Here is a 25,621-nt window from a genome sequence, read left to right on the forward strand (position 1 = left end):
GGGTGCTCCTACCGTGCTCGTCGGCGGGGGGCCGCGGTCCTCCCCCGCCGACGCGGGAGCGTTTCGGTCTACGACGCCGACGGGCGCGTGGTGTCCGACCGAGGCGGAGCGGACGTCCTCGCCCTCAGGGTCGCGTGAGTTGAAGGGCAGGAAGGACTCCGGTTCTCCTTGATCTTCCTGCCGTCGGTGAGCCGGCGCGACGCACTGGCCGAGCTCGGCCTCGACCGGGCAAGGGAGGAGCGCTGGAAAAGCTCAAATCAATCATGTTGTCCTGTACGTCTGTGGCTCGGGTGCCCCGTATGCTGTCTTCGCTCAACCTGCTCTTCCTCGAACTCGCCGACCTGTTCGCGAGGTTCGGCGGGCGGGCTCCGGCGTCGCCGGAGCTGGCCAAACGTCAGTCCGCCCTGCAGGACTGGCAGGAGGAGAAGGAGGAACAGCGATGACCGACATGCGCAAGCAGCGCAAGCCGTGGTCCCCGTTCGAGAGGTGGACCATCGGGCTCGCCGCGGCAAGCCTGCTTGTAGGGATCATCGCCGCAGTCGGGCAGCTCTCCCAATAGGGAGTGCATGGAGAACGGTCGGACGGACCGAGGATCGCTGGCAAAGCAGCGAGCCCGGCCGGATGCTAGACGACCGGGCTCCTGCCTCACTGCACGAGGGCTCGTCTCTTCGCGGGAGACGGGCCCTCTGTGGTGCTAGCCATCGGTGGCTGACGATCCGACCGTCCAACACCGGAATCTGTACACCACGTCCGATGGTTTCCCTCAGCTTACTATTCCGGGACCTCCCTCAAGCTAGTCCAAGAGGGTAAATGTCCCCGAGCTGACCAGGTAGATCACTGCCGAGCGGACTGGGGGCGGCCCGGCGGCCCTCGCGCCGTGGGTGGAACGGGAGGCGCCCACCGGCCTGTACCGCGCAGGCGGAGTCAGTGGGTCATCAGGCTGGTGGTTCTCGAACACCGAATCGAGGCGGGAGAGGCTTTGCCCAGGGGCAGTTGGAGGGCCCAGCGCCCCGCAGTGGGTCTGGATTCGGCCGCAGAGTACGACCCGCGCATGCGGAGTCGCCCCCCCGAGAGGCTGCCTGACTTCGGAGTTTTGTGGGCGCGAGGCGCCGGCTGTGATGTCGGCACCGTTGCCCTCAGCGGATCCGTTACGCCGATGGTCGGCAGACCCGCGTGTCACCGTGCCCGCCGTGCTCGTACGTTCGTGATTCGCCCGTCGCCTGCCGTGCTGAGCGCCCGCGCCGGGCGCGCTGGGCGCGTATGGCTCAGTCGCCGTACAGCCAGCTGTCGTACCCGGCGCCGTCCACCAGGTGGTACAGACCGAAGGCGCCGGGGAACAGCACCAGGGCCAGTACCCCGATCCGCAGCAGGACGGGGGCCGCGACGGTCACGGGCCCCGCCTGGCCCCTGACGGTGCGCCAGTCGCGACAGCGCCGGATGTCTCCCCCGCAGGCCCACCAGAAGAAGAGCCCGACAAGGATCCCGACCACGGCCACGGCGGCGGCGAACCCTCCGACGACAGCGAGGAACGTCGTCCGGTCCTGATGGTCGCCGACGAACAGGGAGGCCACCCCGAGCAGGGGCACGGCGACCAGCCCGTACAGCGCCCCGCGCCCCGCTACGTCCCGGATCCGGAGCAGGGGTCGGATGATCGCGTTTTCGGTACGCATACGCGGCACCGTAGCCCAGCCCCGCCGCCGGGATCACAGATGGGTGTGGAGGCGCTACTCGGCCCGCCACCAGCCCTGTCCGACACACCCCTCCCTGACTCAGTACAGGAAATCGCCTCCCGGCTGATCGGACGGGCAGTCGGCCGGCGGAGTTCCTCCCGGCGCCCGACGACCGCAGGGCCGCAGCCTGGTGGCAGACCACCGACGACCAGAGCAACGGCTTCCTCGGCGGTGTTCGCCTCCCCGACGGTCTGGGAACGGGACGGCCCAGCGACGAGGTAGCGCCCACCAGGAAGATGCATGACGAACGGAATATCCCAAGACCAGTCACCGGTGCACCTGCTGAAGTGCAGGTCCTGGTGGCTGCTGGAGGGATGGAGCTGCCGGAGAAGCGGCTCAGCATACGCGGCTCGCACCAGCCTGGTGTCCATGTCCTCGCGATGGAGCAGCCGCTGCCACGCAGCCTCCACGACATCACCCTGACCAGGCTCGGCGTCATCGGAAGCACTCGGCGCATCTGTCGATCCCATGCGCTCATTCTGCCGCCCCGTGCGCCAACAGAGCTTTATCCGGACCAGTTCACCTGGAACAGGGACCAGGCCAGCCGAGACGGGACACGAACTCACTCCGGGGGAATGCCCCGGCTGCCGTACAGGCCATTGCTGCCGTGTTCATCCTTGCCCACGGACGCCCATCCACCACTATGAAAGGAAACCACCGTTTTCCCTGGAGGCCTTGCATGCACCGTGATGGTTTTCCCGCCCCGGATTCCGGGTTCCTCCTCACTCACTTTCTGACGGTGTCCGACGTAGCTCGATCTCGCGCCTTCTACAGCGACGTTCTCGGTGGTGAGGTGGTGCTAGAGGAGAACCCCTGCACCATCAAGCTCGCCAATGGATGGATCATCATGAACCCTGGCGGCGGCCCCACCCCGGACAAGCCAGACGTCACCCTGCGCCCACCTACCGACCCCAGCACGGTCAGCAGCTTCCTCAACCTCCGCGTCGCCGATATCGAGGCGTGTCACCGAGAGTGGAGTGCGAAGGGCGCCGAATTCCTCACGCCGCCCATCGATCGCAAGGCCGAACTGCGGTGCTACTTGCGTGACCCGGACGGCTATCTCATCGAAGTCGGGCAGGCCACCGGCATACTGCATGGTGCCTACGCCGACCCGCCCGCAAATAACCCACTGTGAAGCTGGGATGTTAAGAATTCCCCGAAGGACACGCAATCAGCCACTTCCGCGGCCGCGACCTTTGCCCCGGGCAGTCCGACACCTCTTCATGGACGAGCCGCACTAGCCTCCCACGTGGCAGAGCGGCAGCCGATTTTTTCGCTGTCGGCGACCTGCTGTCCGGGGCATCTGATGAGCACCTTTCGTCTCACGAAACCCCAGCCCACGGAGCGGCGCATCTCCGTACGCTGAGCGAGGTGGAAGGCTTGGGGCATGGCCTTTCGACCATGGCTGGACTTCCGGCGCCCCTGGCGGCCGGGTTACTCACCCGCGCTGGTCGTGCTCCCGCTGGGGCTGATCGTCACGGTCTGTGTGGTGGATGTGCTGGCTCCGCCGCACATCCACCTCGGGCCCCTGCTGGTGGCGGCGCCCGCGATCACCGTGGCGTTCGCCGGCGCCGGTGTGACCGCGCTGATGGGAGCTCTCGCGGTAGCGGCCCAGGTCCTGATCGGCGTATTCAGAGGGGTCCTGCCCACCGCCAACATCCAGGCCCAGATCATCGCCTTGGTCGTGGTCTCCACCGTCTGTGTCACCGTCTGCGTGGTGCGGGACCGGCGTGAGCAGCAGTTGCACCGGGTGCGGTCGGTGGCCATGGCAGCGCAAAGTGTCCTGCTGCAGCCGCTGCCCGCCCGCGCCGGCCCGCTGCGGATCGCCGGCCTGTACCTGCCCGCCGAGGAAGAGGCCGACCTGGGCGGAGACCTGTACGCGGCCGCCCGGACGGCGCACCACAGCACCCGGCTCCTCATCGGCGACGTACGCGGCAGCGGCCTGGCCGCGATCAACAACGTCGCCCTGCTGCTCGGCGCCTTCCGCGCAGCCGCCCATCGCCAGGCCACCCTCCCTCGCCTCGCCGTCCACCTGGACGCCGCGTTCCGCTGGGACCGCAGCCAGTGGCAACCACAGGAGGAGCAAGACACCAACGAAGACTTCGCCACCGCCGTACTGCTCGACATCCCCGACCGTGATCCGGTCGTACACCTCATCAGCTGCGGCCACCCACCGCCGCTCCTCCTGCGCGGAACACACCTCACCCCACTCGCCCCCGAGGCCAGCCACCTCCCGATCGGGCTCGGCGGCCCCTTCGGCATCACCGCCTACGACGTCCAGACGTTCTCTTTCGAGGCCGGCGACTTGCTGCTCCTCTACACCGACGGCGTCACCGAAGCCCGCAACAGCGACGGCCTCTTCTACCCCCTCGCCGAACGAGCACCCAAGTGGGCCAAGGACGACCCCGACGAACTACTGCACCATCTCCAGGACGACCTGCTGGCCCACGTCCACGGACACCTCACCGACGACGCCGCCGTAGTCGCGATCCGCCGACTGGCAGTCTGAGGCCCACCTGACGTGGCAACACCAGCCGCTGAAGCGCCCGCCCGCGGCGCATGGGCATCGGCCGTGGCCGGCAGGCGGCTCACCGTCTCTGAGTGACGGCACCGGTGCCGAGTCGGGTGAGCAGCCAGAAGGTGATTGCGGTGCCGGTGCCGTAGGCGACGTGCGCGCCGAGATCCCAGACCACGACCTTGTTGTCGTACTGCCAGATCGGCTTGTAGAGCCCTGCGATCGGCAAGGTGACATAGTCACCGGCGAACACCGCAGCGCCGAAAGGCACGCCGTATGCAGGGGAGGGCCTGGGCAGTGATCCGGCCACGATGCCGTAAGCCGCGCCCGCCACTGATCCGTAGGCCCAATGAGCGATGGTGCTCGTGAGCCAGGCGGCATCGTCAGGAAGCCGGCGCTGGGTGAAGCCCTCGATCACCCGCTTCGCCACCTGCCCCGGATCTGGAGCCTTCTCCCAGCTTTCGACCGGCGCGAATTCCCAGGCGAGCGGGCTGTCCGTCCCGCCTGCCCGACGGTACTTCACGTAATGGACGGCATCCAGACACACCGTTCCCACCGCCCCGGCCAGCAGGCCGGCCGCGACCGCCGCGAGTGGAGTCAGCGGGTTCCTTCGGGAGCGCATGACGCAATCTCCTCATCGCTCAGGGCCGGAAGGGTCGATGTTCTTCCGCACCTGGGCCGCGATGCGGAGGCATACGACCCGCATCGAGTATCAGGCGACCGGAGAACGTCCGCGAGCGCAGGCAGGGAGGGACCTGCGGCGGGCCGCCTGAGCGACACGGCGGAAGCACCTAACCGCAGGGGGCGCCCATACCCCGAAACGCATATCCACCGCGACCACCTGTACGGGCGAGCCAATGCACTCATTCGCTTCGCCGTGAATGCCTGTCCGGCGCACGCCGGACAGGCTGACGTACGTCCCGCCCGTCCTTCGAAGAGAAACACCTACGACGCTGTCTCCTGTGTCGCCGCTGTCCCCCGTGCAACTTCAACGACTCTGTAGCAGGTAAGGGCAGCGGCCATGGCCAGGCTCGGCTCTGCCAGTCGTTGCGGACCACGGACGGGATCTTGAGACCACGAGCAGCTCATGGCAGGCTCATGCCGCGTGATCGCTGAATTCGCGAAGGACAACCTGCTCGGGAGACTGCGGCGGGACCGAAAAGCGCTGCTCTGGAAACTCGACGGCTTGTCCGCATACGACGCCCGCCGACCTTTGACAGCGACAGGGACCAACCTCCTCGGCTTGGTCAAACACGTGGCCACGGTCGAGGCCAGGTACTTCGGCGAGGTCTTCGACCGCCCTTCCCCGGAACCGCTGCCCCGGTGGCAGGACTACAACGGCAACGATCTGTGGGCGACCGAGGACGAGACCCGCGATCAGATCATCGGGTTCTACCGGCGTACGTGGGAACACTCGGACGCGACGATCAACGAGCTTCCCCTCGATGCCCCCGGCCACGTGCCGTGGTGGCCGGAGCCTTCTCCCAACACAAACCTGTTCGCCATCATGGTCCATGTCCTCGGCGAATCCATCCGGCATGCCGGGCACGCCGATATCCTGCGCGAGGGCCTCGACGGCCGGACCGGGGTGCGCGCCGAACACGAGCAGCCGATCGACGAGGAAGCCCGTGCAGCCTACTGCGCGAAGAACGAGCAGGCCGCCAGGTCGGCCGCACCAATCAAGGCATAGAGGTTGTCTCACGTGACTTGATATTCGTGCGGCGTGATGCCGGTCGTGGGTGCTGGATCTCGCGAAGTGTCCGGTTCCTGATGGCCTCTAGGAGCTGGCCGCCCCGTTGCTGCCGCCGTTCGCTGCCCGTCTTCAAGGTGGTGGGACAACTCCGTGTGACGCGCGGGGCGTGTTCACGGCGGTGGTGTTCGCGCTGACCAGCGGCTGTGCCTGGCGGCATCTCGACAGCCTCGCCCTCAAGCCGCTCTTCCGCGGCATACCCGCCGTCCGGTCCCGCCGGGGACCACGGCGCCACCGACTCGTCAAACTCCGCGTAAGCAAGGCGTACTTCTCCACCGAACGCCTTGCCTGTCCGCGCGAGCGCGGGCTCGTCGCGCACATCGCGCGGCCCGGCATCGAGCCGGCAAAACGCCTCGGCCGGTTATGGTCTCCCGGCCGTCATTTGTTTGCTGATCGGTCACGGATCCCCATTCGACTCAACCCGGCCTGACCGCACGAAGAAACTCACTCGCATCCGGGTGGGACAGCGAGCATCCGAATGATGTGACGTGTTCCTCGGATGCGCCGCACGACAGCCAAGCGCCTTGCCCAAGCCGTGGCTGGGGCGGAGATCTCGACGGCGCGCACGAGGCCGTACCTGGACGCCCGCCAGAAGCGGGCCACCGCCGGCGCTGGCCGGGATGCGCGGCGCCGGCGCTCCTGCGCACCGTCTCGCGCGTGTGACACCTGCGGCACTCGGTGCGCTGTAACTGGTGGACTGCCCAACAGGGTCCTGGCCTGTTCGCTCGTTTCCCCGGTTGGGCGAACACGCACCTGGGGCGGGCAGTGCACCCCGTCGGCTGTCCACCGGCAAAAGCCACCGGCCGCCTGACGCATCGCCCGGAGCCGATTGCTAGGCTCACTCCACGAAGCTACTCAAGTACCCCCATAACGGGGTTAATTGGCCATCATCGTGGGTGCTTCTGTCCGGGTAAGAAGGGTGAGGGTGCGAGTGCTTCTGGCGGATCGGTACTACTTGGACCAGCCGCTGGCTCGCGGCGCCATGGGTGAGGTATGGCGTGCCACGGACCAAGCCCTCGATCGCGTGGTGGCGGTGAAACTCCTGCGCGCGCACGACGAGACCGGTGCCGAGCGCTTCCGCCTCGAGGCACAGACGGCGGGCCGCCTCAACCATCCGCACGTGGTGAGCGTGTACGACTTCAACGCCGACCAGGGACGGCTCTACCTGGTCATGGAGCTCATCGACGGCTGGACCCTTCGCGAGGAGCGCACCCTACGGGCCCCGCTGCCCCCGCTCGAGGCGGCGGGTATAGCCGCGCAGATGGCAGCGGGCCTGTCCGCCGCGCACGGTCAGGGGGTCATCCACCGGGACATCAAGCCCGCCAACGTGATGCTCACCGCCGATGGCACTGCGAAGATCACCGACTTCGGCATCGCCCGTTTCGCGGACGGCGACGCCGGCACCCTCACAGCCGCCGGCACGATCGTCGGCACCGCCGACTACCTCGCCCCGGAACGCGCCCTCGGACGGCCCGCACAGCCCGCCTCCGATGTCTACTCGCTGGGCTGCGTGCTCTACGAACTTCTCACCGGCAGGCCGCCGTTCCAGGGTGAGACGACGCACGCCGTGGTGCGGCACCATATCGACTCCACCCCTCTCCCACCCACCCAGCTGCGGCCCGACATACCCCCTCCACTGGCCGACTTCCTCCTGCGCCTGCTGGACAAGGACCCCGCGCACCGCCCCACCGCCGAGCAGGCGGCCGCCAGGCTCGCGGAGCCCTGGAACACAGAACAACCCCGCAACACCACCCCCCTGCCCGAACCACCCGCCACCCCAGCTCCGCGCCACACCACACGCACCAGAGCAGCGCACTCCCGTCCTCGCGGTCACCGCACAGGCCTGTCGAAAGCTCTGCTGGGCGGCGCAGGAGTGCTGCTGTGCGCCGCCGCGACGGCTCTCGGCGCTTCCATGAACTCCGATGGTGACGCCCCGGCCTCCCCTCATCCGGAAAACAGCGCTCCGCCCAGTGCCACACCCCTGTCCGACGCACCATCGACGACGCCGTCGCCCTCCGACGACGTCACTGTCAACCCCATCCCTTGATGCCGGCTGGCTGGAGTCCCGCACCGGAGGACCGCCGGACCCCAGCCCCTGTCTTGCGTCAGCTCGGTGTGCGCACTGTGCGCACTGTGCGGCGGCGGCGGTGGGCGAGGGCGAGGAACGCGCCTGCGGCCAGGAGCACGGCGAGGGTCGCGTAGCCGGAGGTGAGGGTGGATACGGTGGCCACGCCGGCGACGAGGAGGGGGCCGCCCGCGTCGCCGAGTTCGCGGCCGAGTTCGGCGGAGCCCATGGTCTGGCCCATGCGCTCTTCTGGGGTGGCGGCGGCGAGGGCGGCGAAGCCGAGCGGGGTGATCAGGCCGGTGCCGATGCCGATGAGGGCGGCGGCTGCCAGCACGCCGGCCAGACCGGGCAGCATCGCGGCGGCGAGGCCGGCCGCGGTGATGAGCAGCCCGGCGAGCAGGCCGGCGCCGGTGGTGAGGCGGCCGCTGTCGAGGGCGCGGCCGGCCTGGGGCTGGACCACAGCGGCGGTGGCGGCCAGGACGGAGACGGCTGCGCCGGTCGCGATGGTGCCGAGCCCGGCCGCGGCTCCGGAGACGGGCAGGAAGCCGACGCCGACGGAGAGCGCGGCGGTGGCGGCGGCGAGCGAGGCGGTGGGGGCGAGGAAGGAGCGGTCGGCCATGCGGCGGGCGAGGTCGGCGACGGTCTGCCGCCTGCGGGGCAGTGGTGGCACGACGGGCACCGCGAGCAGGGCCCACAGCGCGACGGCCGCCGCGCACAGGGCCATCACCGTGAAGAGCAGGCGCAGGCCGCCGACCCACACCAGGACGCCGCCCAGCAGTGGGCCCAAGGTGTACCCGATGGACTTGTAGAAGCCGTAACTGCCGAAAGCGCGGCCGCGTTTGGCGGCCGGGTTGAGGCGGGCGACCATGGCGGAGGCGGCAGGTGAGAACGCGGAGGCGGCTGCGCCCTGGCCGAGGCGGGCCGCCCACAGCCAGCCGGGGCTGTCGGCGATCGCGTAGAGCGCGGAAGCCGCGGCGAAGACGATCAGGCCACCCAGGAGGACCGGCTTGCCGCCGATCCGGTCGGCCAGCGAGCCGAAGACCGGCTTGAGGAGGACCTCGGCGCCGTCGTACAGGGCGAGCAGTCCGCCCAGGACGATCAGGGAGGTGACGGCGTCCTCGGAGAAGCCGCCGAGGTTGGCGGCGATGCCGTGCGCTCCGAAGGCGGTGGTGAATCCGGCCGCGTACAACGGCCACATGGCCCGCCGGGAGGCGACATCGGGTATGGGGTGCTGGGTCACGACGAGGCCTCGTCCGTGGCGTGCAGCGCGGCGAAGACACGCTCGGAGTAGCCCTCGCAGACGGCCGCACAGTTCTTGAGCCGCATGGCGGCCGCGGCCGATTCGGGGGCGCCGAAGACGTCGCGGGCGGTCAGGTCACGGTGCCAGCGCCGCAGCCGCTCCAGGCTCTGCTCCTCTTCCTCCAGCTCGGCCAGTGTGAACTTGCCGTTGCGGATCTCCTTGGCGATCTCTTCCTCGAACTTGCCGCAGTCCGCGAGGAACTCCACCCAGTCCGCCGACCGGGCCGCGGTGAACATCTCCCGGAACCGGGCGCCGTCGTCGGCCGTGCGGCCGGTCGCCTGCAGCGTCACAGCCTGTCCGCCGGCGGAGTCGGTGAGGGCCAGAGCGCGCTGCACGCCGTCGGCGAAGACCGGCACCTCCGGTACGGCCCAGACGCCCTGCCCCAACGACAGGGCCCCCACCTTGCGCAACTCCCGCCACACCGCCACCCGGTGCCGGGACGGTTCCGCAGGCAGCTTGATCACCAGGATCAGCCACCGTATCGGCTGCTCAGCGTTCACCATGACAAAAAATGTATCAGGCGTTACTTTCCGCTCCGTGACGACCATGTCCGGAACCCGGACCGGGTCGCACTCCCCGAGATGCACCAGGACCTCGGCTTCTCGCCGGGTGAGCTGCAGTGGGTCTTCAACGCCTATGTCATCGCCTTCGGTGGCCTTCTCCTCCTCGGCGGGCGCCTGTCCGACCTGCTCGGCGCACGCCTGGTGTTCACCGCCGGCTGGAGCGTGCTGATCGGCGGATCGATCGTCGCGGCGGCCGTCACCGCCGGTCTCGCGTTCGCAGTCTTCGCCGTGGTCCGCGCGCCTGAGATCGGCTGGGGTTGCCACGCAGACCGTGCTCGAACTCATCGGCGCCACCGCCCTGCTGGTGCTGTTCCTCGTCCTGCAGAAGACGGTGCGCCAGCCGCTGATGCCGCTCGGCATCTGGCGCGTTCCGCGGCCGGGCTCGGTGAACCTGGCCATGACCCTGCTGGGGGCCGCGTGGATCGGTGGCCTCACCACACTCCTGGTGATGCGCACCGACCGGACCGTGACCACCGCCGGTGCGGAGCAGGTCGGCGCGCACAGCGCACCGGGCGAGAAGGCCGGGGTGTGAGCCATGAGCTGTGAAACCACGCGGGAACTATGTCGCGGCCGACGGTCCGCCAGAGCCCGGATGCCCGGGACTCGGCGGACCGTCGGCGCCTGTCACACCGTGTGGGGCACCGGACGCACGAAGCGCTCCCGCCCCGCCTCGTCCCGCACCGGCGTGCATCCGGCGGCCAGCAGTCGCTCGGCCAGTTTCGCTCGCCGGGTCGTGTTGACCCTGAGTGCGCCCAGCACGAACACCGGGGTCAGGACGGCAAGCGGGAGGAGGACGGCGTACTTGCCCGTCAGCACGGCCAGCAGCAGGAACAGCACCGGTGTCGCCCACGCCATGGTCAGCAGCTGCTTGCGGTTGGCGGCGGCTCCGGCCGCGTCGTACCGAATGCACGTGGTGATCAGGTCGACGTCCGCCTGCGCCTGGGCGACGGGCGTGAGCGAGCCCAGGTACATGCCCGGCACAGGGCGTCCGGGGCCCGGGTCGGGGAAGGCCGCTGTGTTGGCCGCCGCGCGCTGCTGTGCCTGGGGGCTCGTGTCCCGGACGAGACGGATGTGCGCGATCTTGTGCTTGCCGACCAGGCGTACGTCGACGTACCTGAAGCCGTAGCACTCCGCGATGTACGTGAGCGCGCCGAACGTCTGCCACTCGGAGAACGGGTGGACGAGCTCGATCACGTCTTGGGTCGCGATCTGGCGCATGAGGGCGTTGATTTGGCGGTCGGCGAGACTCAAGGTCGCTCCTGGCTGAAAAGCACTGCTGAAGTTCTGATTCCGCACACCAGACTGATCAGACCCCTCAAGGGTTGCCCGTCCTTCTGATCTTTCTGGTGAACGACCACCAGGGTCCGTCTCCTGACCGGTCGTCGGCATCGCGTCGGCATCGCGTCGGCATCGCGTCGCAGGACTTGTCGCTCAGGCTATTGCCCTCCCCGGCCCGCCGCGCTTAAAGTCACCCCGTTTGTCGAATCGATTCGATTGGTTTGGTTTGGTTTGGGGAAGCGGACGGGCCCACGACCGGCCGGGGGGAGGCGGAGATGACGACGATCAAGGACGTCGCCGCGCGCGCGGGCGTCGCGCCGAGCACCGTGTCGTACGTCCTGAGCGGGTCGCGCAAGATCTCCGAGGACACCCGGCACGCGGTGCAGGCCGCGATCGAGGAGCTCGGATACCACCCGCGCGCGAGTGCCCGTACGCTACGCAGCGCACGGACACGGGTGCTGGCGCTGGCCGCGCCGCGAGTGCCCGGGGCGTACCGGGCGATCGACGGGCGGTTCGCGATCGACGTCACCGATGCCGCTCGTGGGCACGGGTACGACGTGCTGCTGATGACGGACAGCGACGGCGTCGGCGGGCTGCGCCGGGTGGCCCGGAGCAGGCTCGCGGACGCCGCGGTGCTGATGGCGGTCGAGGACCGGGACCCCCGTGTCGAGGTCCTGCACGAACTGGGCTTCCCCGCGGCGCTGCTCGGTCACGACGATCACGCGGCGCTGCCCTGGACCGACCTCGACTGGGAGGCCGCCGTAGCCCTCGCGGTGCGCGAGACCGTGGCAGCCGGGCATCGGCGGATGCTGTTCCTCTCGTCGGCCGAGCACGAGGTCGCCGCACGCCGCGGCTATGCCCTGCACGGTCTCGACGGTGCCCGGCGAGCGGCCGCCGAGACCGGGGCCGATGTCCGCGTGGTCCCGTCCCATCGCGACCCGGACGTCCTCGCGCGGCGGCTGAACGAGGCGTTGACCGCGCGGCCCGTCGCGACCGCGCTGATCGTCCAGCACCTCATCCTCCTGCCTCGCTTGCTGGACGCGGTGGCGGCAGCGGGGCTGCGGGTCCCCCACGATCTGACCGTGGTGCTCGTCGGCAGCCTCCCGGACGAGCTGGGCACACGGCATCTGCCGCGGATCGATCTGCCCGTCGCGGAGATGTCCACGGCCGTGGCCCGGCTCGCCATCGACGCGATCGGCTCCGGCCGCGACGACGGGCCGCCGTCTTCGCAGGAGCCCGCCGGGGCACGCGCCTCGAGCAGGCCCTCCGACGCGCCGCACCACCTGATCCAGCCGCAACTGGCCGGACCCGTCATCGCGCCACCGCCCGACTGACCGCTGAAACCGTCCGTACGGCACGACCGGCCGCGTCCTGTTGCCGGGCCACCGCATGTCCAGAGCCGCACATGTAACGGAGGACCAATCATGCCGCCCTTAGCAGGACGCATCAGAACAAGACGTGGACGCGTTCCCGCGCTGGCCGCCGCCCTCGCCGTTGCCATCGTCGCGCCAGGCATGACCGGCTGTGCCGCGGAGCCGGACCCGGGCACCGTCACCGTGCTCAACTCGGCGACGGACACCGCCGAGCACACCGCCAACCAGCGGTTCTTCGACCGGTGCAGCAAGCCGCTCGGCCTGAAGGTCGAACAGAACAGCGTGCCTGCCGACCAGATCGCCTCCAAGGCGCTGCGGATGGCGTCGTCCGACTCGCTCACGGACATACTGGAACTCGACGGCTCGGAGCTGCCCCAGTTCGCGCAGACCGAGGGCCTGCGGCCGCTCGACGAGGTCGGGGTCGCCACCTCCGGCCTCTCCGCGAGCGCGAAGTCCCTCGGCTCGTACGACGGCGCCCAGTACGGCATCGCCCGTTCCGTCAATTCCCTGGCGCTGATCTACAACACCAAGCTCCTCAAGGACGCGGGCATCTCCCCGCCCACCACCTGGAAGGAGTTGCGAGCCGCCGCGAAGAAGCTGACCGCGGGCGACACCTACGGGATGGCCTTCAGCGCCAGCCCGAACGCGGACGGCGTCTACCAGTTCCTTCCGTTCTTCTGGTCCGCCGGCGGTGACGAGGCCAAGATCGACAATGGTAAGGGCGAGGCCGCGCTCCAGCTCTGGAAGGACCTGGTCGCAGACGGTTCCGCCTCCAGGTCCGTCGTCAGCTGGAACCAGCAGGACGTGAACGACCAGTTCATCGCGGGCCGCGCCGCCATGATGATCAACGGGCCGTGGCAGGTGCCGGTCCTCAGCGCCCAGAAGAAGGTGGACTGGGCGGTCGCGAGCATTCCGGTGCCTGAGGCGGGTGAGCCGGCGGTGCCGCCCATCGGCGGCACCGTCATGGCCGTACCGAAGAACGACGAGGATCCGGCGCGCGAGAAGAACGCCGGCAAGGTCCTTAACTGCCTCAACTCCGAGAAGAACCAGCTTCAGTGGGGCGAATCGGTCAACAATGTGCCCACTCGCGCCACGGCCGCACAGGCGTACGCGCAGCACAATCCAAAACTCGCCGCCTTCGCCGAGCTCGTCACGACCGCCCGTTCCCGTACGGCGAAGGTCGGCACCGGCTGGCCGGTCGTCGGCGACGCGCTCGCGGGCGCCTTCCAGTCCGTGCTGACGGGCCGGACCAGTCCGGAACAGGCCCTGCACCGGGCGCAGCAGCAGGCCTCGGCAGGGAAGTGAGGAACCGGCCATGACCACCGTCACCTCCCCCGCGCCCGCCACGGGCGCCGCCGAAACGAAGTCCGCGACCGGGCGTGCTCCGCTGCGCCGTGGACTGCTGCGCTGGCTCTTCGTCGCTCCCGCGCTCGCCTACATGGCGCTGTTCTTCGGCTACCCGCTCGTCCGCAACGTCGTGATGAGCTTCCAGCACTACACGCCGAAGACGTACTTCACCGGCGAGGCCCCGTTCAACGGCCTCGACAACTGGCGGGCCGTCTTCGCCAACGAGCTGTTCACCGACGCCCTGTGGCATACGGCCCTGTTCACCGTCGGCTCGCTGCTCGGCCAGTTCACCATCGGCCTGGCCCTGGCCGTTTTCTTCTCCCGCCGCTTTCGGCTCTCCGGCTTCGTGCGGGCCGTGCTGCTGCTGCCGTGGCTTGTGCCCATGGTCGTCTCCGCCGTCGTCTGGCGGCGCATCCTCGACCAGGACCACGGCATGCTGAACACCGCCCTCCACGCGGTCGGCCTGGTCCCGCAGGACGGCGTGCCGTGGCTGAGCAGCCCGGGTGTGGCCCTGTTGTCGGCGATCCTGGTCAACATCTGGATCGGCATCCCGTTCAACATGGTCATCCTCTACGGCGGTCTCCAGGAGATCCCACGCGACTTGTACGAGGCCGCATCACTCGACGGGTCCGGCCCGTGGCGGACGTTCCGCAGCATCACGCTGCCGATGCTGCGCCCGGTGATCACCGTCGTACTCGTGCTGGGCTTCATGTCGACGGTGAAGATCCTCGACCTGATCCTGGCGCTGACCTCGGGCGGCCCGGCGGACTCCACCCAGACGCTGGGCACGGTCACCTACCAGCTCTCCTTCCTTCAACTCGACTTCGGCCAGGGCGCCGTGGTGGGCAATGTCCTGATCCTCATCAGCGCGGTCTTCGCCGTGCTGTACCTGCGGGCCGACCGCGCCGACTTCGGCAAGGGGAAGTGAGCGACGATGAGCCGACCGACGAAACGACCGGCGAGCCTTCTGCGCGTGCGTTCGGTGTGGAACACCGCCGCCGCCCTGCTGATCCTCGCCGTGCTGCTCTTCCCGGTGTACTGGATGCTCAACACCGCCCTCCAGCCCGAATCGAGCATCGCCGCCACCGAGTGGTTCCCGGTATCACCGTCACTGAAGAACTTTGATACGGCGATCAGCACCCAGGGCGATTCACTGCTCACCAGCTTCGTCGTCGCGCTCGGTGCCGTCGTCGTCTGTCTCGCGCTCGCCGCGCCCGCCGCGTACGGGCTCGCCCAGTTCGGACTCCGCGGCGGGCAGGGCATCGTCTTCGCGACACTCATCACGCAGATGGTGCCGGGCATCGTCATCGCCAACGCCCTCTACAGCGCCTATGCGCAGCTCGATCTCGTCAATTCCTATCTGGGGCTGATCCTGGCGGATGCCTCACTCGGTCTGCCCTTCGCGGTCGTACTGCTGCGGGCTTTCATGGTGTCGATCCCGGGCGAGGTCGTCGAAGCCGCGATGGTGGACGGCGCGAACCGCTTCACCGCGTTCGTGCGGATCGTGCTGCCCATGAGCCGTAACGCCCTGATCACGGCGGGTCTGTTCACCTTCCTCTTCGCCTGGTCGGACTTCATGTTCGCGCTGACCCTCAACACGACGGACGACGTGAAACCCGTCACGCTCGGCATCTACCAGTTCGTCGGCGCGCATGTCAGCGACTGGGGCGCGGTCATGGCGACCGCGGTGCTCTCCGCCGTTCCGGCCGCGATCCTGCTCGTCGTCGCCCAGAAGTACATTGCCGCCGGGATCACCGGCGGGTCGGTCAAGTAGGCAGGTTCCTCCCTGTGAATTTCCCCGATTCCCCCGAGCTCCCCGATTCCCCCGAGTTCCCTGAGTTCCCGCCCGGCTTATTCTTCGGTGCCGCCACGGCCAGTTACCAGATCGAGGGCGCGTACGACGAGGACGGCAGAGGCCCGTCCATCTGGGACACCTTCTGCCGCGAGCCCGGGCGCGTCGCGGACGGCGCCACCGGGGACGTCGCCTGCGACCACTACCACCGCTATCGCGAGGACATCACGCTGCTGCGCGAGCTCGGTGTGGACAGCTACCGCTTCTCCGTCGCCTGGCCGCGTATCCAGCCGACCGGCTCCGGCCCCGTCAACGCGGCCGGGCTCGGCTTCTACGACCGGCTCGTCGACGAGCTGCTGGCCGCCGGCATCTCGCCCGCCGCCACCCTCTACCACTGGGACCTCCCTCAGGCGCTGGAGGACCGGGGCGGCTGGCGGGCGCGTGAGACGGCGGAGCGGTTCGCCGACTACGCCGGGGTGGTCGCCGCCCGGCTCGGCGACCGGGTGGACCGCTGGATCACGCTCAACGAGCCCTTCTGCAGCTCCTTCGTCGGCTACGCGGCGGGCGCACACGCCCCAGGCGCCCGGGAGGGCCGCGGCGCGCTCGCCGCCGCACACCATCTGCTCGTCGGCCACGGGCTGGCCGTGCAGGCCCTGCGCGCCACGGGGGCACGGGAGGTCGGGATCACGCTCAACCCCGACCGGCTGCTGCCGGCCACGGACTCCCCCGCCGATCTGGCCGCCGTACGCCGGGTCGAGACGCTCCACAACGACGTGTGGTTCGAGCCGCTGTTCGCCGGGTGCTACCCGGAGCACGAAGCCGAGACCTGGGGCGAGCTGCTGCCCCGCGGCGACGGCTCGTACCGCCTCGACGGCGACCTCGAGCTCATCGGCGCACCGCTCGACTTCGTCGGCATCAACTACTACCGCCCGATCACCGTCGCCGACGCCCCGCACCGCGACCCGGACCCGGCCACCCGTACCGCGGTCGACGTCCGGGCCGAGGAGACCTGGCGCGAGGATGTCCGCCACACCACCATGGGCTGGCCCGTCGTCCCGCACACCTTCACGGACCTGCTGGTCGACCTGGCCGCGCGCTACCCCACGCTGCCACCCCTGCTGATCACCGAGAACGGCTCGGCGGAGGCGGACACCGTCGACGCCGACGGCCGGGTCCGCGACGTGGAACGGGTCGACTACCTCCGCAGCCATCTGGACGCGCTCGCCGCCGCCGTGCGCGCGGGCGTCGACGTGCGCGGCTACTACGTGTGGTCGCTGCTGGACAACTTCGAGTGGGCCCGTGGCTACGGTCAGCGCTTCGGCATCGTCCGGGTCGACTACGACACGCAGACCCGCACACCCAAGGACAGCTACCGCTGGTACCGGCGGCTGATCGCCTACCACCGCGCCCGCACCCTTCCGGGGAAGGACTCCCGATGAAGTTCACCGACGGCTACTGGCTGATGCGCGAAGACGTCCAGGCGTCGTACGCCGCCGAGGTCGCCGACGCGCGCGTCGATGAGGACCGGTTCACGCTGTATGCGCCCGTTCAGCACGTCACGCGCCGCGGCCAGACCCTCAACAGCCCGCTGCTGACCGTCGAGTGCTGGTCCCCCGCCGAGGGGGTGATCGGCATTCGGTCCACCCACCACGCGGGCGCTGCCGAGCGCGGCCCGGAGTTCGCACTGCGCACCGAGCCGGGCCACGCGGCGCAGGTCACTCGGGAGCGCTCGCTGCTGAAGCTGACGGCCGGGGAGCTGTCCCTGTGCGTGGACAGCGCGGCCCCGTGGCGGCTGGACTTCACCGCGGAGGGCCGCGTCCTCACTTCGGCCAAGGCCCGCGGCACCGGCTTCGCGGTCCTGGGCGACGGCAGCCACCACTCGCTGGCACAACTCACGCTCGCTGTCGGCGAGCTGGTGTACGGGCTCGGCGAACGGTTCACGCCGTTCGTGAAGAACGGCCAGAGCGTGGACATCTGGCAGGCCGACGGCGGCACCGCGAGCGAGCAGGCGTACAAGAACGTCCCCTTTCACCTCACGAACCGCGGCTACGGCATCTTCGTGAACCACCCCGGCAAGGTGAGCTACGAGATCGACTCGGAAGCCGTCGGGCAGGTGCAGTTCAGCGTCGAGGATCAGTCGCTGGAGTACTTCGTCGTGTACGGTCCGACGCCCAAGGACGTCCTGAACCGCTACACGGCGCTGACGGGGCGCCCGGCGCTGCCGCCGGCCTGGTCGTTCGGGCTGTGGCTGTCGACGTCGTTCACGACCTCGTACGACGAGGAGACGGTGAACCGGTTCGTGCGCGGAATGGCCGAGCGGGACATTCCGCTGGGCGTCTTCCACTTCGACTGCTTCTGGATGCGCGAGTACCAGTGGTGCGACTTCACCTGGGACCCGGACGTGTTCCCGGACCCCGAGGGCATGCTGCGGCGGCTGAGGGAGGAGCACGGCCTGCGCGTGTCGGTGTGGATCAACCCGTACATCGCGCAGAAGTCCCCGCTGTTCGCGGAGGCCAAGCGGCACGGCTATCTGGTCCGCAAGGCCGACGGTGACGTATGGCAGTGGGACCTGTGGCAGGCCGGCATGGCCCTGGTCGACTTCACCGATCAGCGGGCGCGCCAGTGGTACGCGAGCAAGTTGCGCGCGCTCACCGCGCAGGGCGTCGACTGCTTCAAGACCGACTTCGGCGAGCGGATCCCGACCGATGTGGTCTGGCACGACGGCTCCGACCCGGAGCGCATGCACAACTACTACACACAGCTCTACAACGAGACGGTCTTCGAGGTGCTGAGCGAGGCCCGGGGCGCCCGCGAGGCCGTGCTGTTCGCCCGTTCGGCGACGGTGGGCGGACAGCAGTTCCCGGTGCACTGGGGCGGCGACTGCGAGTCGCACTTCGGCGCCATGGCCGAGTCGCTGCGCGGCGGACTGTCGCTCGGTCTGTCCGGCTTCGGCTTCTGGAGCCATGACATCGGCGGCTTCGAGGGCACACCCACGCCCGAGGTGTTCAAGCGGTGGGTGCAGTTCGGGCTGCTCTCGTCGCACAGCCGGTTGCACGGCAGCAAGTCGTACCGGGTGCCGTGGGACTACGACGAGGAGGCGGTCGCGGTCACCCGCGACTTCACTCGCCTCAAGCACCGGCTCATGCCCTACCTCTTCCATGCGGCCCAGCAGGCCGCCGAGCGTGGCACGCCGATGATGCGGGCGATGGTGCTGGAGTTCCCCGACGACCCGGCCTGCCACACTCTGGACCGGCAGTACATGCTCGGCGACGACCTGCTCGTCGCTCCCGTGTTCTCGTCCGACGGCGTCGTCGACTACTACGTACCGGACGGCACCTGGACGCATCTGCTCTCGGGCGAACAGGTCAGGGGGCCCGGCTGGCGGCGCGGGCGATACGGCTACGACAGCCTGCCCCTGCTCGCCCGGCCCGGCTCGGTCGTCCCGTACGGCGAGAGCGACGACGCGGCGGAGTACGACTGGGCGCACGGGGTGACGCTGCGGGTCCACGAGCCGACCGACGGCGCGACGATCGTGACACGGGTCCCGGCCCAGGGCGCCCGGCACGGCACGGCGGCCGTCTACCGGACGACTCGCGACGGCGACACGATCACGGTCGACGCGGAGGGAGTACCGGGGCCGTGGCAGGTGCTGCTGGTCGGAGCGCAGGCGGTGCTTGCCGGAGCGCAGGCGGAACCCGGCGATGCCATCGGATCGTCGGCGTCGGTCGAACGGACCGTACTCGGCACTCTTCTCGCCGTACCCGCGGGAACAGCCCGCCTCACGGCACACCTCACCGGAAGCAAGCGGCCGTCGCGCGCGGCCGGGCCTTGCCGACCCGGCTGAAGCGGTTTACCACCTCGGAACTCACCTCGGCCGCCGCGCACGCCCTCCCCGTGGTGTGCACCGGCCGACTCAGCGTGAGGCGGTGTTGCGTCGGGTCTCGGCGAGGTGACTGTCGACGTACCGCATGAGGATCAGCGCGTCCTGCGGCTCATCCGCCTGGAAGGTGACGCGCCGCAGCAGGCTGACCCCGTCGAGCGCGACGCCCTCGCGGGCGAGGACGAAGACGAGGGCGAGGAAGGCGGACCGGGCGTTGCCGTCGCTCTGATGTCCTCCGCCGCGCCGTCGCGGGACGGGGTCACCGGTTCGTCCCGGCCGCAGTCTGAAGCCTCCTGCCACGGCACGGTCTCGCGCACCGCGAGCCAGCGCTCGAGGTGGTCCGGCGCGGGTCCGGCGGATCGTGCACCGTCGTCCGCGCGCAGCGACAGCGCGAGGCGCTCCGCGACGTCCTCGACCAGCACCGGGTCGGGACCCGTCCAGCTCGCGAACCGTCCGCCGATCGCCTCGTCGACCAGTTCTTGCGCGAGGTCGGCAGGGACCCCCCAGTGGCTGAGGAACCAGGTGAGCACCTGATGGCAGTGTCCGTACCAGCCGCTGCCGCAGCCGGTGCGGTCGGTCACCTGCAGAATGCGTACTACATCGGCGTCACGCTCGACGGACGCATCGCCGGCCCTGACGGCGAGTTCGACTTCTTTCCGCAGGGCGACGAGCAGCAGGCCGCCGCCTACTCGGCCTGGATGAACGCGCTGTACCCGGAGACCATCCCGACCGCCTACCGCGCGGCCGTCGGCGTCGCCGACGCGCCCAACCGGCGTTTCGACACCGTCGTCATGGGCCTCGGTACCTACCGCCCCGCCCTCGACAACGGGATCACCAGCCCGTACGCGCACCTGCGCCAGTACGTGGTGTCCAGCACTCTCAAGCCGGACACAGACCCAGCCGTAACCGTCGTGCCGAGCGACCCGCTCGCCCTCGTCCGTGAGCTCAAGAGCGAGGCAGGCGCCGGCCTGGACATCTGGCTCTGCGGGGGCGGCCGGCTCGCGGGCACCCTGCTGCCCGAGATGGACGAGCTGCTGATCAAGACGTATCCGGTCGTTGCCGGAACCGGAATCTCGGTGGTCGACGGTGCCTTCGACCCCACGGTCTTCGACGTGGCCGAGCGCACCGCCTTCCCCAACGGCGTCACCTTCACCCGCCTCACCCGCCGCTAGGGACTGTCCCGTAACTGCTGATCACCGGTGAGATGATCTTGTGCGGGTCCGCCGACTCCCAAGCCGTCGTCGCCGTCGGCCGGCCGCTGCCCGGCAACCGCAACGATTGCAAGGCATGGGAACTTTCCGGTGCGAAGGCTGCGGTCGGCCGGGCCACGGTCATCGCGGACGGCGGCTATCGGGGCACCGGCCTGCTCATTCCGCACCGCCGTGAAGGAAAGGGAGGTGGCTCCCCACCTCCCCGGCTCGAAGAATGTTCAGTCGATACAGAACTCGTTGCCCTCGACATCCAGCATCGGGATGCACGACTCGTTTTCCTCATCGGCATACAGCGTTTGCACGTGGGTCGCACCGAGCGCGACCAGTCTTGCGCACTCGGCTTCGAGCGCGGCGAGGCGCTCGTCGCCCACCAGCCCGGTCCCGACCCGGACGTCGAGATGCACCCGATTCTTGACGATCTTGCCTTCCGGGACGCGTTGGAAGAACAGACGCGGGCCCACGCCTGAGGGATCACTGCATGCGAACCATGATTCCTGCTTCTCAGGAGGCAGGGTGCGGTTGAAATCGTCCCAGGTGGTGAATCCCTCAGGTGGCGGCGGCGTGACGTATCCCAACACTTCACACCAGAAGCGAGCGAGGCGCTCAGGTTCTGCGCAGTCAAAGGTGACTTGGAACTTCTTGATCTCTGACATCGGCGCACCGTACCGCGTAGCAGGGTGACCCTGCCGTTCATTTCGTTTCGATTCAGCGGGCGGACCAGCGGAAAGTGCCCGCGACGTGAAGTCCGGCGAGGCAGATGGTGGCGCCCTTGGCTGCCGCGCCGCAGCCGGTGGGCCTGCCGGCCCGCCCGGCCTCCCGGCCGGGCGCGTCTCGTCTACCCGGGTCACAGTTCGCCGGTTGACGGGTTCTCCAAGCCGTTCGGTCAGGTGCAGTTGCCGTTCTCGGAGTTGTAGTAAATGTCGAACGAGCCGCTCCACGTGAGGCACTGCCCGTCGTCGGGGACGTCCTTGTAGACCGGGCCTGCGTAGCTGGCGTAGGAGCCGGAGTCCTTGACCTCGCCGCTGCTGTGAGGCCAGGTGTCCAGCGTGACCTCCATGAAGACGCGCGGACCCGGGTTGGTGCGCACAGTGACCGCGCAGACTTTGCCGGCGCTGCTGTTGTAGGTCACGAACGTGGTGGCGGGGATGGTGGACTGCGACGAGTGGACCGGCGTAGCCCTGATGACGTCGTATCCGGCGCCACAGGCGCCGTTGTAGCGGGTGGGCGTGGCAGCCGAGGCCGGTGTGGTCGCGGCGAGCGTGCCGCCCAGGGCAAGGACAGCCAAGACGGCGGCGGTGGCTGCCTTTCGGCGGGTCGACTTCATGATGTTCCCCCTGTTGTGGTCTGAGTCAATGCGTCGAAACGGCGGGTCGTCGCCGTCCACGCATGGTGAGACCCGGGGTGCCCACCCATAGTTGTGGGGTGTTTCGTCACTGCTCTGTCACAGGCGTGACGACGAACTGCTCGTCGTCACGGTCCATTTGTTCAGTGCGCAACGCGACTCTCGTGGGAGCGAATCTGAGGAGCACACCCCCTCGCGGACGCGTAGCCCCAACGTAGGCCGAGGACGAGGGGGACTCGAAGTGCGCGATGTGGGAACCGGAAAAGGAGCCCTGACGCACGAGGGCAGGCCGGATGGCCGGACGCCCGGCTCCCTCACCGGAAGAGAGACCACGATGGCGCACGAAGACGACGCCCAGAAGGCCGTGCCGAACACGCCGGGGATGCGCACGGACGGCGACGGCGTCACGCGCCGCCGTCCGCTGCGCGAGCATCACTTCGAGGAGACGGTCGAGGTCGCGGTGCCGGTGCGGACGGCGTACAACCAGTGGACGCAGTTCAAGACCTTCCCGCGCTTTTCGACCGTGGTGCACGGCGTCGAGCAGATCAGGCCCACCGTGGCCGCCTGGACCATCGGCTACGGGCCGCTGCGCCGCCGCTTCCCGGTCGAGATCGTGGAGCAGGACCCCGACGCCTACCTGGCCTGGCGCGGCCTGGAGCAGAACCCCTCCCACCAGGGCGAGGTCGAGTTCAGGCCGACGGAGTCAGGCGGCACTGCGATCACTGTCCGGATGCTCCTGGAACCGCAAGGAGCCGCGAGGATCCTCAACCGCTCGTCCTGGGCAACCCGGCTGACGGCCCGGCTGGTGCAGGGCGAACTCGTGAACTTCAAGCAGTTCATCGAGGGGCTGGGGCAGGAGGGCGGGGCCTGGCGCGGCACCATCCGCAACGGCCGCGTGCAGCACGACCATCCGGAACCGCCCAGGAGCCGCGTGGCCCAGTGGCCTGTCGGCTGACCGGCGTGCCGGACACGGCAAGAGAAAGGCGAACCGATGCAGAACCCGCCCGGCGAGGAGCCGGAGACCACCCTCGCCGTGACACCGCCGAAGAAGTGGGCGGCCGGAGTCCCCGCGGTCGTGCACGCGCTGGAGTACTCCCTGGAGCAGACCTCGCCGCGCAAGACCGGGGTGGACCTGCTGACCATGAACCAGGTGGGTGGTGTCGACTGCCCTGGCTGCGCATGGGCGGACCCGGCCCCGGGCCGCCGCCATCGCAACGAGTACTGCGAGAACGGCGCCAAGCACATCAACGACGAAGCCACCACGCGCCGGATCACCGCCGACTTCTTCCGTGAGCACAGCGTCGCCGACCTCGCCGGACGCTCCGACATGTGGCTCAACCAGCAGGGCCGGCTCACCGAGCCGATGATCAAGCGACCTGGCTCCGAACACTACGAGCCCATCGGCTGGAACGAGGCCCTGGGCGTCCTCGCGCAGGAGCTCAAGGGATTGGCCTCCCCCGACGAGGCCGTCTTCTACACGTCCGGCCGCGCCAGCAACGAGGCTGCTTTCGTCCTACAGCTCTTCGCCCGCGCCTTCGGCACCAACAACCTGCCCGACTGCAGCAACATGTGCCACGAGTCCAGCGGCTTCGCCCTGAGCGAGACCCTGGGTACCGGCAAGGGCACCGTCAGCCTCGACGACCTCCACCACGCCGACCTGATCTTCCTGGTCGGGCAGAACCCGGGCAGCAACCACCCGCGACAGCTCTCCGCCCTGGAGGAGGCCAAGCGGGGCGGCGCCCGGATCGTGGCGGTCAACCCGCTGCCGGAGGCCGGGCTGCGGCGCTTCAAGAACCCGCAGAAAGCGCGCGGGGTCGTCGGACGCGGCACCCAGATCGCCGACCGCTTCCTGCACATCAAACCCGGCGGCGACCTCGCCCTGTTCCAGGCCCTCAACCTCCTGCTGCTGGAGGCCGAGGACGCGGCGCCCGGCACCGTCCTGGACCACGACTTCATCGACGCCCACACCACCGGCTTCGAGGAGTTCGCCCCGCACGCCCGCACCGTCGACTGGGACGACGTGCACACGGCGACCGGGCTGACCCGCGAGGAGATCGAGAAGGTCCGCGACGAGGTCCTCGGCAGCGAACGCGTCATCGTCTGCTGGGCGATGGGCATCACTCAGCACAAGCACGGCGTGCCCACCATCCGGGAGATCGTCAACTTCCTGATGCTGCGCGGCAACCTGGGGCGCGCCGGCACCGGCGCGTGCCCGGTGCGCGGCCACAGCAACGTCCAGGGCGATCGCACCATGGGCATCTGGGAGCAGATGCCGGACACCTTCCTGGACGCCCTGCAGAAGGAGTTCGGCTTCGACCCGCCGCGCCCGCACGGCCTGGACTCGGTGAACGCGATCAGGGCGATGCGCGAGGGCCGCGTCAACGTCTTCCTCGCCCTGGCAGGCAACTTCGTCCGCGCCGCCCCTGACAGCGCGGTCACCGAGGAGGCGATGCGCTCGTGCCGGCTGACCGCCCACATCTCCACCAAGCTCAACCGCTCGCACACCGTCTGCGGCGACACCGCGCTGATCCTGCCGACCCTGGGGCGCACCGAGCGTGACGTCCAGGCCGACGGCGAGCAGTTCGTCACCGTCGAGAACTCCATGAGCGAGGTGCACACCTCCCAGGGCCGCCTCGAACCGGCCTCCCCGCTGCTGCTCAGCGAAGTCGCCATCCTGTGCCGGCTCGCCCGGCAGACCCTGGACGGCAAGGCGGACATCCCCTGGAGCGAGTTCGAGGGCGACTACAGCACGATCCGCGACCGCATCTCCCGCATCGTGCCGGGCTTCCACGACTTCAACGCACGGGTGACGCGCCCCGGAGGCTTCCAACTACCCAACCCCGTCAACGAGGGCGTCTTCAACACCAAGGTCGACAAGGCCCTGTTCACCTGCAACGAGCGGGTGGTCCCCCGGGCGCCCGAGGGGCACCTGCTGCTGCAGACGCTGCGTTCGCACGACCAGTGGAACACCGTTCCCTACAGCAACAACGACCGCTACCGTGGCATCCACGGCAGCCGCCACGTGGTCCTCGTCAACCCGGCCGACCTGATCGAACTGGGCCTCGCCCAGGGCGATCATGTCGACCTGGTGAGCGTCTGGGCGGACGGCACCGAGCGCCGGGCCGAGAACTTCGAGATCGTGCCCTACCAGGCCGCCAAGGGCTCGGCCGCGGCCTATTACCCGGAGACGAACGTCCTGGTGCCGCTGGACAGCGTCGCCGACATCAGCAACCAGCCCGCGTCGAAGGGCATCGTCGTACGCCTCGAACCCACCCCCGACCGGACCCAGCCCACACCCGCCTGACCGGCGGCGTCCGCGCCACGGGCGTGTGGACCTCAAGCCGGTGGTCGGGGCTGTCGGGCTGGGGCCGCACCTGGCGCTTCTGCCCGACCGGGCGTCGGTGCAATTTCTACCCGGCCCCAGCAGCCAGAAACCCTGATATCGGGCATTACATAATAAAACGGTGTATAGGCG

The 25,621-nt window shown here is 69.2% G+C and carries 23 protein-coding genes and 2 pseudogenes; 16 read left to right on the top strand and 9 right to left on the bottom strand.

Annotated features, from left to right (window positions below; genetic code table 11):
- Positions 1-299 precede the first annotated feature (299 nt).
- A complete protein-coding gene (locus ABEA82_RS29490) occupies positions 300-443 on the top strand; it encodes a hypothetical protein (RefSeq protein ID WP_345664736.1) in 144 nt (47 codons plus the stop codon).
- Between the two features lie 822 nt (positions 444-1,265).
- Here ABEA82_RS29490 and ABEA82_RS29495 read toward each other — a convergent pair.
- Together ABEA82_RS29495 and ABEA82_RS29500 are read right to left on the bottom strand one after the other, a co-directional pair.
- Positions 1,266-1,670: a DUF6336 family protein gene (locus tag ABEA82_RS29495; RefSeq protein WP_345664738.1), complete on the bottom strand. Its 405-nt coding sequence runs from the start codon at positions 1,668-1,670 to the stop codon at positions 1,266-1,268.
- Positions 1,619-2,200 (bottom strand): DUF6193 family natural product biosynthesis protein, encoded by a 582-nt coding sequence (locus ABEA82_RS29500; RefSeq protein ID WP_345664740.1) that lies wholly within the window; start codon positions 2,198-2,200, stop codon positions 1,619-1,621. Before ABEA82_RS29500 ends, ABEA82_RS29495 begins: the two co-directional genes overlap by 52 nt.
- A 209-nt stretch (positions 2,201-2,409) precedes the next feature.
- On the opposite strand from ABEA82_RS29500, the gene ABEA82_RS29505 reads away from it, so the two are divergent.
- Together ABEA82_RS29505 and ABEA82_RS29510 are read left to right on the top strand one after the other, a co-directional pair.
- Positions 2,410-2,865, top strand: a complete 456-nt coding sequence (locus ABEA82_RS29505; RefSeq protein WP_345664742.1) for a VOC family protein — start codon at positions 2,410-2,412, stop codon at positions 2,863-2,865.
- Between the two features lie 252 nt (positions 2,866-3,117).
- A complete protein-coding gene (locus tag ABEA82_RS29510) occupies positions 3,118-4,239 on the top strand; it encodes a PP2C family protein-serine/threonine phosphatase (protein ID WP_345664743.1) in 1,122 nt (373 codons plus the stop codon).
- A gap of 79 nt (positions 4,240-4,318) precedes the next feature.
- Here the strand turns inward: ABEA82_RS29510 and ABEA82_RS29515 are convergent, their stop codons facing one another.
- Positions 4,319-4,867: a hypothetical protein gene (locus ABEA82_RS29515; RefSeq protein ID WP_345664744.1), complete on the bottom strand. Its 549-nt coding sequence runs from the start codon at positions 4,865-4,867 to the stop codon at positions 4,319-4,321.
- A 483-nt stretch (positions 4,868-5,350) separates the two neighbouring features.
- Between ABEA82_RS29515 and ABEA82_RS29520 the strand changes: the two genes are divergently transcribed.
- Positions 5,351-5,935 (top strand): DinB family protein, encoded by a 585-nt coding sequence (locus ABEA82_RS29520; protein WP_345664745.1) that lies wholly within the window; start codon positions 5,351-5,353, stop codon positions 5,933-5,935.
- Positions 5,936-6,920: 985 nt separating this feature from the next.
- On the top strand, positions 6,921-8,042 hold the full coding sequence (locus ABEA82_RS29525; RefSeq protein ID WP_345664746.1) for a serine/threonine-protein kinase: 1,122 nt from the start codon (positions 6,921-6,923) through the stop codon (positions 8,040-8,042).
- Positions 8,043-8,100: 58 nt separating this feature from the next.
- On the opposite strand, the gene ABEA82_RS29530 is transcribed toward ABEA82_RS29525, so the two are convergent.
- Positions 8,101-9,258, bottom strand: a complete 1,158-nt coding sequence (locus ABEA82_RS29530; protein ID WP_345664990.1) for an MFS transporter — start codon at positions 9,256-9,258, stop codon at positions 8,101-8,103.
- A gap of 38 nt (positions 9,259-9,296) precedes the next feature.
- Positions 9,297-9,863, bottom strand: coding sequence for a Chromate resistance protein ChrB (locus ABEA82_RS29535; protein WP_345664747.1), 567 nt, complete (start codon positions 9,861-9,863; stop codon positions 9,297-9,299).
- Between the two features lie 78 nt (positions 9,864-9,941).
- Here ABEA82_RS29535 and ABEA82_RS29540 point away from each other — a divergent pair.
- A pseudogene (locus ABEA82_RS29540) lies at positions 9,942-10,347 on the top strand (MFS transporter); the annotation flags it as partial.
- Between the two features lie 200 nt (positions 10,348-10,547).
- Here ABEA82_RS29540 and ABEA82_RS29545 read toward each other — a convergent pair.
- Positions 10,548-11,174 (bottom strand): hypothetical protein, encoded by a 627-nt coding sequence (locus tag ABEA82_RS29545; RefSeq protein ID WP_345664748.1) that lies wholly within the window; start codon positions 11,172-11,174, stop codon positions 10,548-10,550.
- Between the two features lie 302 nt (positions 11,175-11,476).
- Here ABEA82_RS29545 and ABEA82_RS29550 point away from each other — a divergent pair, with 302 nt between their 5' ends.
- The 6 genes from ABEA82_RS29550 (at position 11,477) to yicI (ending at position 19,557) form a co-directional block, all read left to right on the top strand.
- Positions 11,477-12,535 (top strand): LacI family DNA-binding transcriptional regulator, encoded by a 1,059-nt coding sequence (locus tag ABEA82_RS29550; protein ID WP_345664749.1) that lies wholly within the window; start codon positions 11,477-11,479, stop codon positions 12,533-12,535.
- 90 nt (positions 12,536-12,625) lie between these two features.
- Complete coding sequence (locus ABEA82_RS29555) at positions 12,626-13,879, top strand: ABC transporter substrate-binding protein (protein WP_425588566.1); 1,254 nt, start codon at positions 12,626-12,628, stop codon at positions 13,877-13,879.
- A 10-nt stretch (positions 13,880-13,889) separates the two neighbouring features.
- Entirely contained in the window at positions 13,890-14,849 is a 960-nt protein-coding gene (locus ABEA82_RS29560) for a carbohydrate ABC transporter permease (protein WP_345664751.1), read from the top strand.
- Between the two features lie 6 nt (positions 14,850-14,855).
- The gene (locus tag ABEA82_RS29565; RefSeq protein ID WP_345664752.1) at positions 14,856-15,695 is read left to right on the top strand and encodes a carbohydrate ABC transporter permease; all 840 of its coding nucleotides are present in this window, start codon (positions 14,856-14,858) and stop codon (positions 15,693-15,695) included.
- A gap of 14 nt (positions 15,696-15,709) precedes the next feature.
- Positions 15,710-17,152, top strand: a complete 1,443-nt coding sequence (locus ABEA82_RS29570) for a GH1 family beta-glucosidase (RefSeq protein ID WP_345664754.1) — start codon at positions 15,710-15,712, stop codon at positions 17,150-17,152.
- Positions 17,149-19,557: an alpha-xylosidase gene (gene yicI / locus ABEA82_RS29575; RefSeq protein WP_345664755.1), complete on the top strand. Its 2,409-nt coding sequence runs from the start codon at positions 17,149-17,151 to the stop codon at positions 19,555-19,557. Before ABEA82_RS29570 ends, yicI begins: the two co-directional genes overlap by 4 nt.
- Positions 19,558-19,626: 69 nt before the next feature.
- Here the strand turns inward: yicI and ABEA82_RS29580 are convergent, their stop codons facing one another.
- Positions 19,627-19,893 carry a hypothetical protein gene (locus ABEA82_RS29580; RefSeq protein WP_345664756.1) on the bottom strand — a complete coding sequence of 89 codons (267 nt, stop codon included), beginning with the start codon at positions 19,891-19,893 and terminating at the stop codon, positions 19,627-19,629.
- A 233-nt stretch (positions 19,894-20,126) separates the two neighbouring features.
- Here ABEA82_RS29580 and ABEA82_RS29585 point away from each other — a divergent pair, with 233 nt between their 5' ends.
- Both ABEA82_RS29585 and ABEA82_RS29590 read left to right on the top strand, forming a co-directional pair.
- A complete protein-coding gene (locus ABEA82_RS29585; RefSeq protein WP_345664757.1) occupies positions 20,127-20,765 on the top strand; it encodes a dihydrofolate reductase family protein in 639 nt (212 codons plus the stop codon).
- A gap of 68 nt (positions 20,766-20,833) precedes the next feature.
- A pseudogene (locus tag ABEA82_RS29590) lies at positions 20,834-20,990 on the top strand (IS5/IS1182 family transposase); the annotation flags it as partial.
- Positions 20,991-21,022: 32 nt separating this feature from the next.
- Here the strand turns inward: ABEA82_RS29590 and ABEA82_RS29595 are convergent.
- Positions 21,023-21,457, bottom strand: a complete 435-nt coding sequence (locus ABEA82_RS29595; protein ID WP_345664991.1) for a VOC family protein — start codon at positions 21,455-21,457, stop codon at positions 21,023-21,025.
- 230 nt (positions 21,458-21,687) lie between these two features.
- A complete protein-coding gene (locus tag ABEA82_RS29600; protein WP_345664758.1) occupies positions 21,688-22,128 on the bottom strand; it encodes a hypothetical protein in 441 nt (146 codons plus the stop codon).
- Positions 22,129-22,480: 352 nt separating this feature from the next.
- Here ABEA82_RS29600 and ABEA82_RS29605 point away from each other — a divergent pair, with 352 nt between their 5' ends.
- On the top strand, positions 22,481-23,101 hold the full coding sequence (locus tag ABEA82_RS29605) for an SRPBCC family protein (protein ID WP_345664759.1): 621 nt from the start codon (positions 22,481-22,483) through the stop codon (positions 23,099-23,101).
- A 36-nt stretch (positions 23,102-23,137) separates the two neighbouring features.
- Complete coding sequence (locus ABEA82_RS29610) at positions 23,138-25,450, top strand: FdhF/YdeP family oxidoreductase (RefSeq protein WP_345664760.1); 2,313 nt, start codon at positions 23,138-23,140, stop codon at positions 25,448-25,450.
- Positions 25,451-25,621 lie beyond the last annotated feature (171 nt).

The organism is Streptomyces venetus (genome assembly GCF_039540295.1).
Classification (GTDB): Bacteria; Actinomycetota; Actinomycetes; order Streptomycetales; family Streptomycetaceae; genus Streptomyces; species Streptomyces venetus.

Excerpts from the sequence above, each read along its gene's own strand:
- ABEA82_RS29505 (WP_345664742.1), top strand. The coding sequence starts at position 2,410 with ATGCACCGTGATGGTTTTCCCGCCCCGGATTCCGGGTTCCTCCTCACT.
- ABEA82_RS29550 (WP_345664749.1), top strand. The coding sequence starts at position 11,477 with ATGACGACGATCAAGGACGTCGCCGCGCGCGCGGGCGTCGCGCCGAGC.
- ABEA82_RS29555 (WP_425588566.1), top strand. The coding sequence starts at position 12,626 with ATGCCGCCCTTAGCAGGACGCATCAGAACAAGACGTGGACGCGTTCCC.
- ABEA82_RS29605 (WP_345664759.1), top strand. The coding sequence starts at position 22,481 with ATGGCGCACGAAGACGACGCCCAGAAGGCCGTGCCGAACACGCCGGGG.
- yicI (WP_345664755.1), top strand. The coding sequence starts at position 17,149 with ATGAAGTTCACCGACGGCTACTGGCTGATGCGCGAAGACGTCCAGGCG.
- ABEA82_RS29535 (WP_345664747.1), bottom strand. The coding sequence starts at position 9,863 with ATGGTGAACGCTGAGCAGCCGATACGGTGGCTGATCCTGGTGATCAAG.
- ABEA82_RS29490 (WP_345664736.1), top strand. The coding sequence starts at position 300 with ATGCTGTCTTCGCTCAACCTGCTCTTCCTCGAACTCGCCGACCTGTTC.
- ABEA82_RS29495 (WP_345664738.1), bottom strand. The coding sequence starts at position 1,670 with ATGCGTACCGAAAACGCGATCATCCGACCCCTGCTCCGGATCCGGGAC.
- ABEA82_RS29560 (WP_345664751.1), top strand. The coding sequence starts at position 13,890 with ATGACCACCGTCACCTCCCCCGCGCCCGCCACGGGCGCCGCCGAAACG.
- ABEA82_RS29610 (WP_345664760.1), top strand. The coding sequence starts at position 23,138 with ATGCAGAACCCGCCCGGCGAGGAGCCGGAGACCACCCTCGCCGTGACA.
- ABEA82_RS29515 (WP_345664744.1), bottom strand. The coding sequence starts at position 4,867 with ATGCGCTCCCGAAGGAACCCGCTGACTCCACTCGCGGCGGTCGCGGCC.
- ABEA82_RS29530 (WP_345664990.1), bottom strand. The coding sequence starts at position 9,258 with ATGTGGCCGTTGTACGCGGCCGGATTCACCACCGCCTTCGGAGCGCAC.
- ABEA82_RS29600 (WP_345664758.1), bottom strand. The coding sequence starts at position 22,128 with ATGAAGTCGACCCGCCGAAAGGCAGCCACCGCCGCCGTCTTGGCTGTC.
- ABEA82_RS29585 (WP_345664757.1), top strand. The coding sequence starts at position 20,127 with ATGGCAGTGTCCGTACCAGCCGCTGCCGCAGCCGGTGCGGTCGGTCAC.
- ABEA82_RS29595 (WP_345664991.1), bottom strand. The coding sequence starts at position 21,457 with ATGTCAGAGATCAAGAAGTTCCAAGTCACCTTTGACTGCGCAGAACCT.
- ABEA82_RS29510 (WP_345664743.1), top strand. The coding sequence starts at position 3,118 with ATGGCCTTTCGACCATGGCTGGACTTCCGGCGCCCCTGGCGGCCGGGT.
- ABEA82_RS29565 (WP_345664752.1), top strand. The coding sequence starts at position 14,856 with ATGAGCCGACCGACGAAACGACCGGCGAGCCTTCTGCGCGTGCGTTCG.
- ABEA82_RS29500 (WP_345664740.1), bottom strand. The coding sequence starts at position 2,200 with ATGGGATCGACAGATGCGCCGAGTGCTTCCGATGACGCCGAGCCTGGT.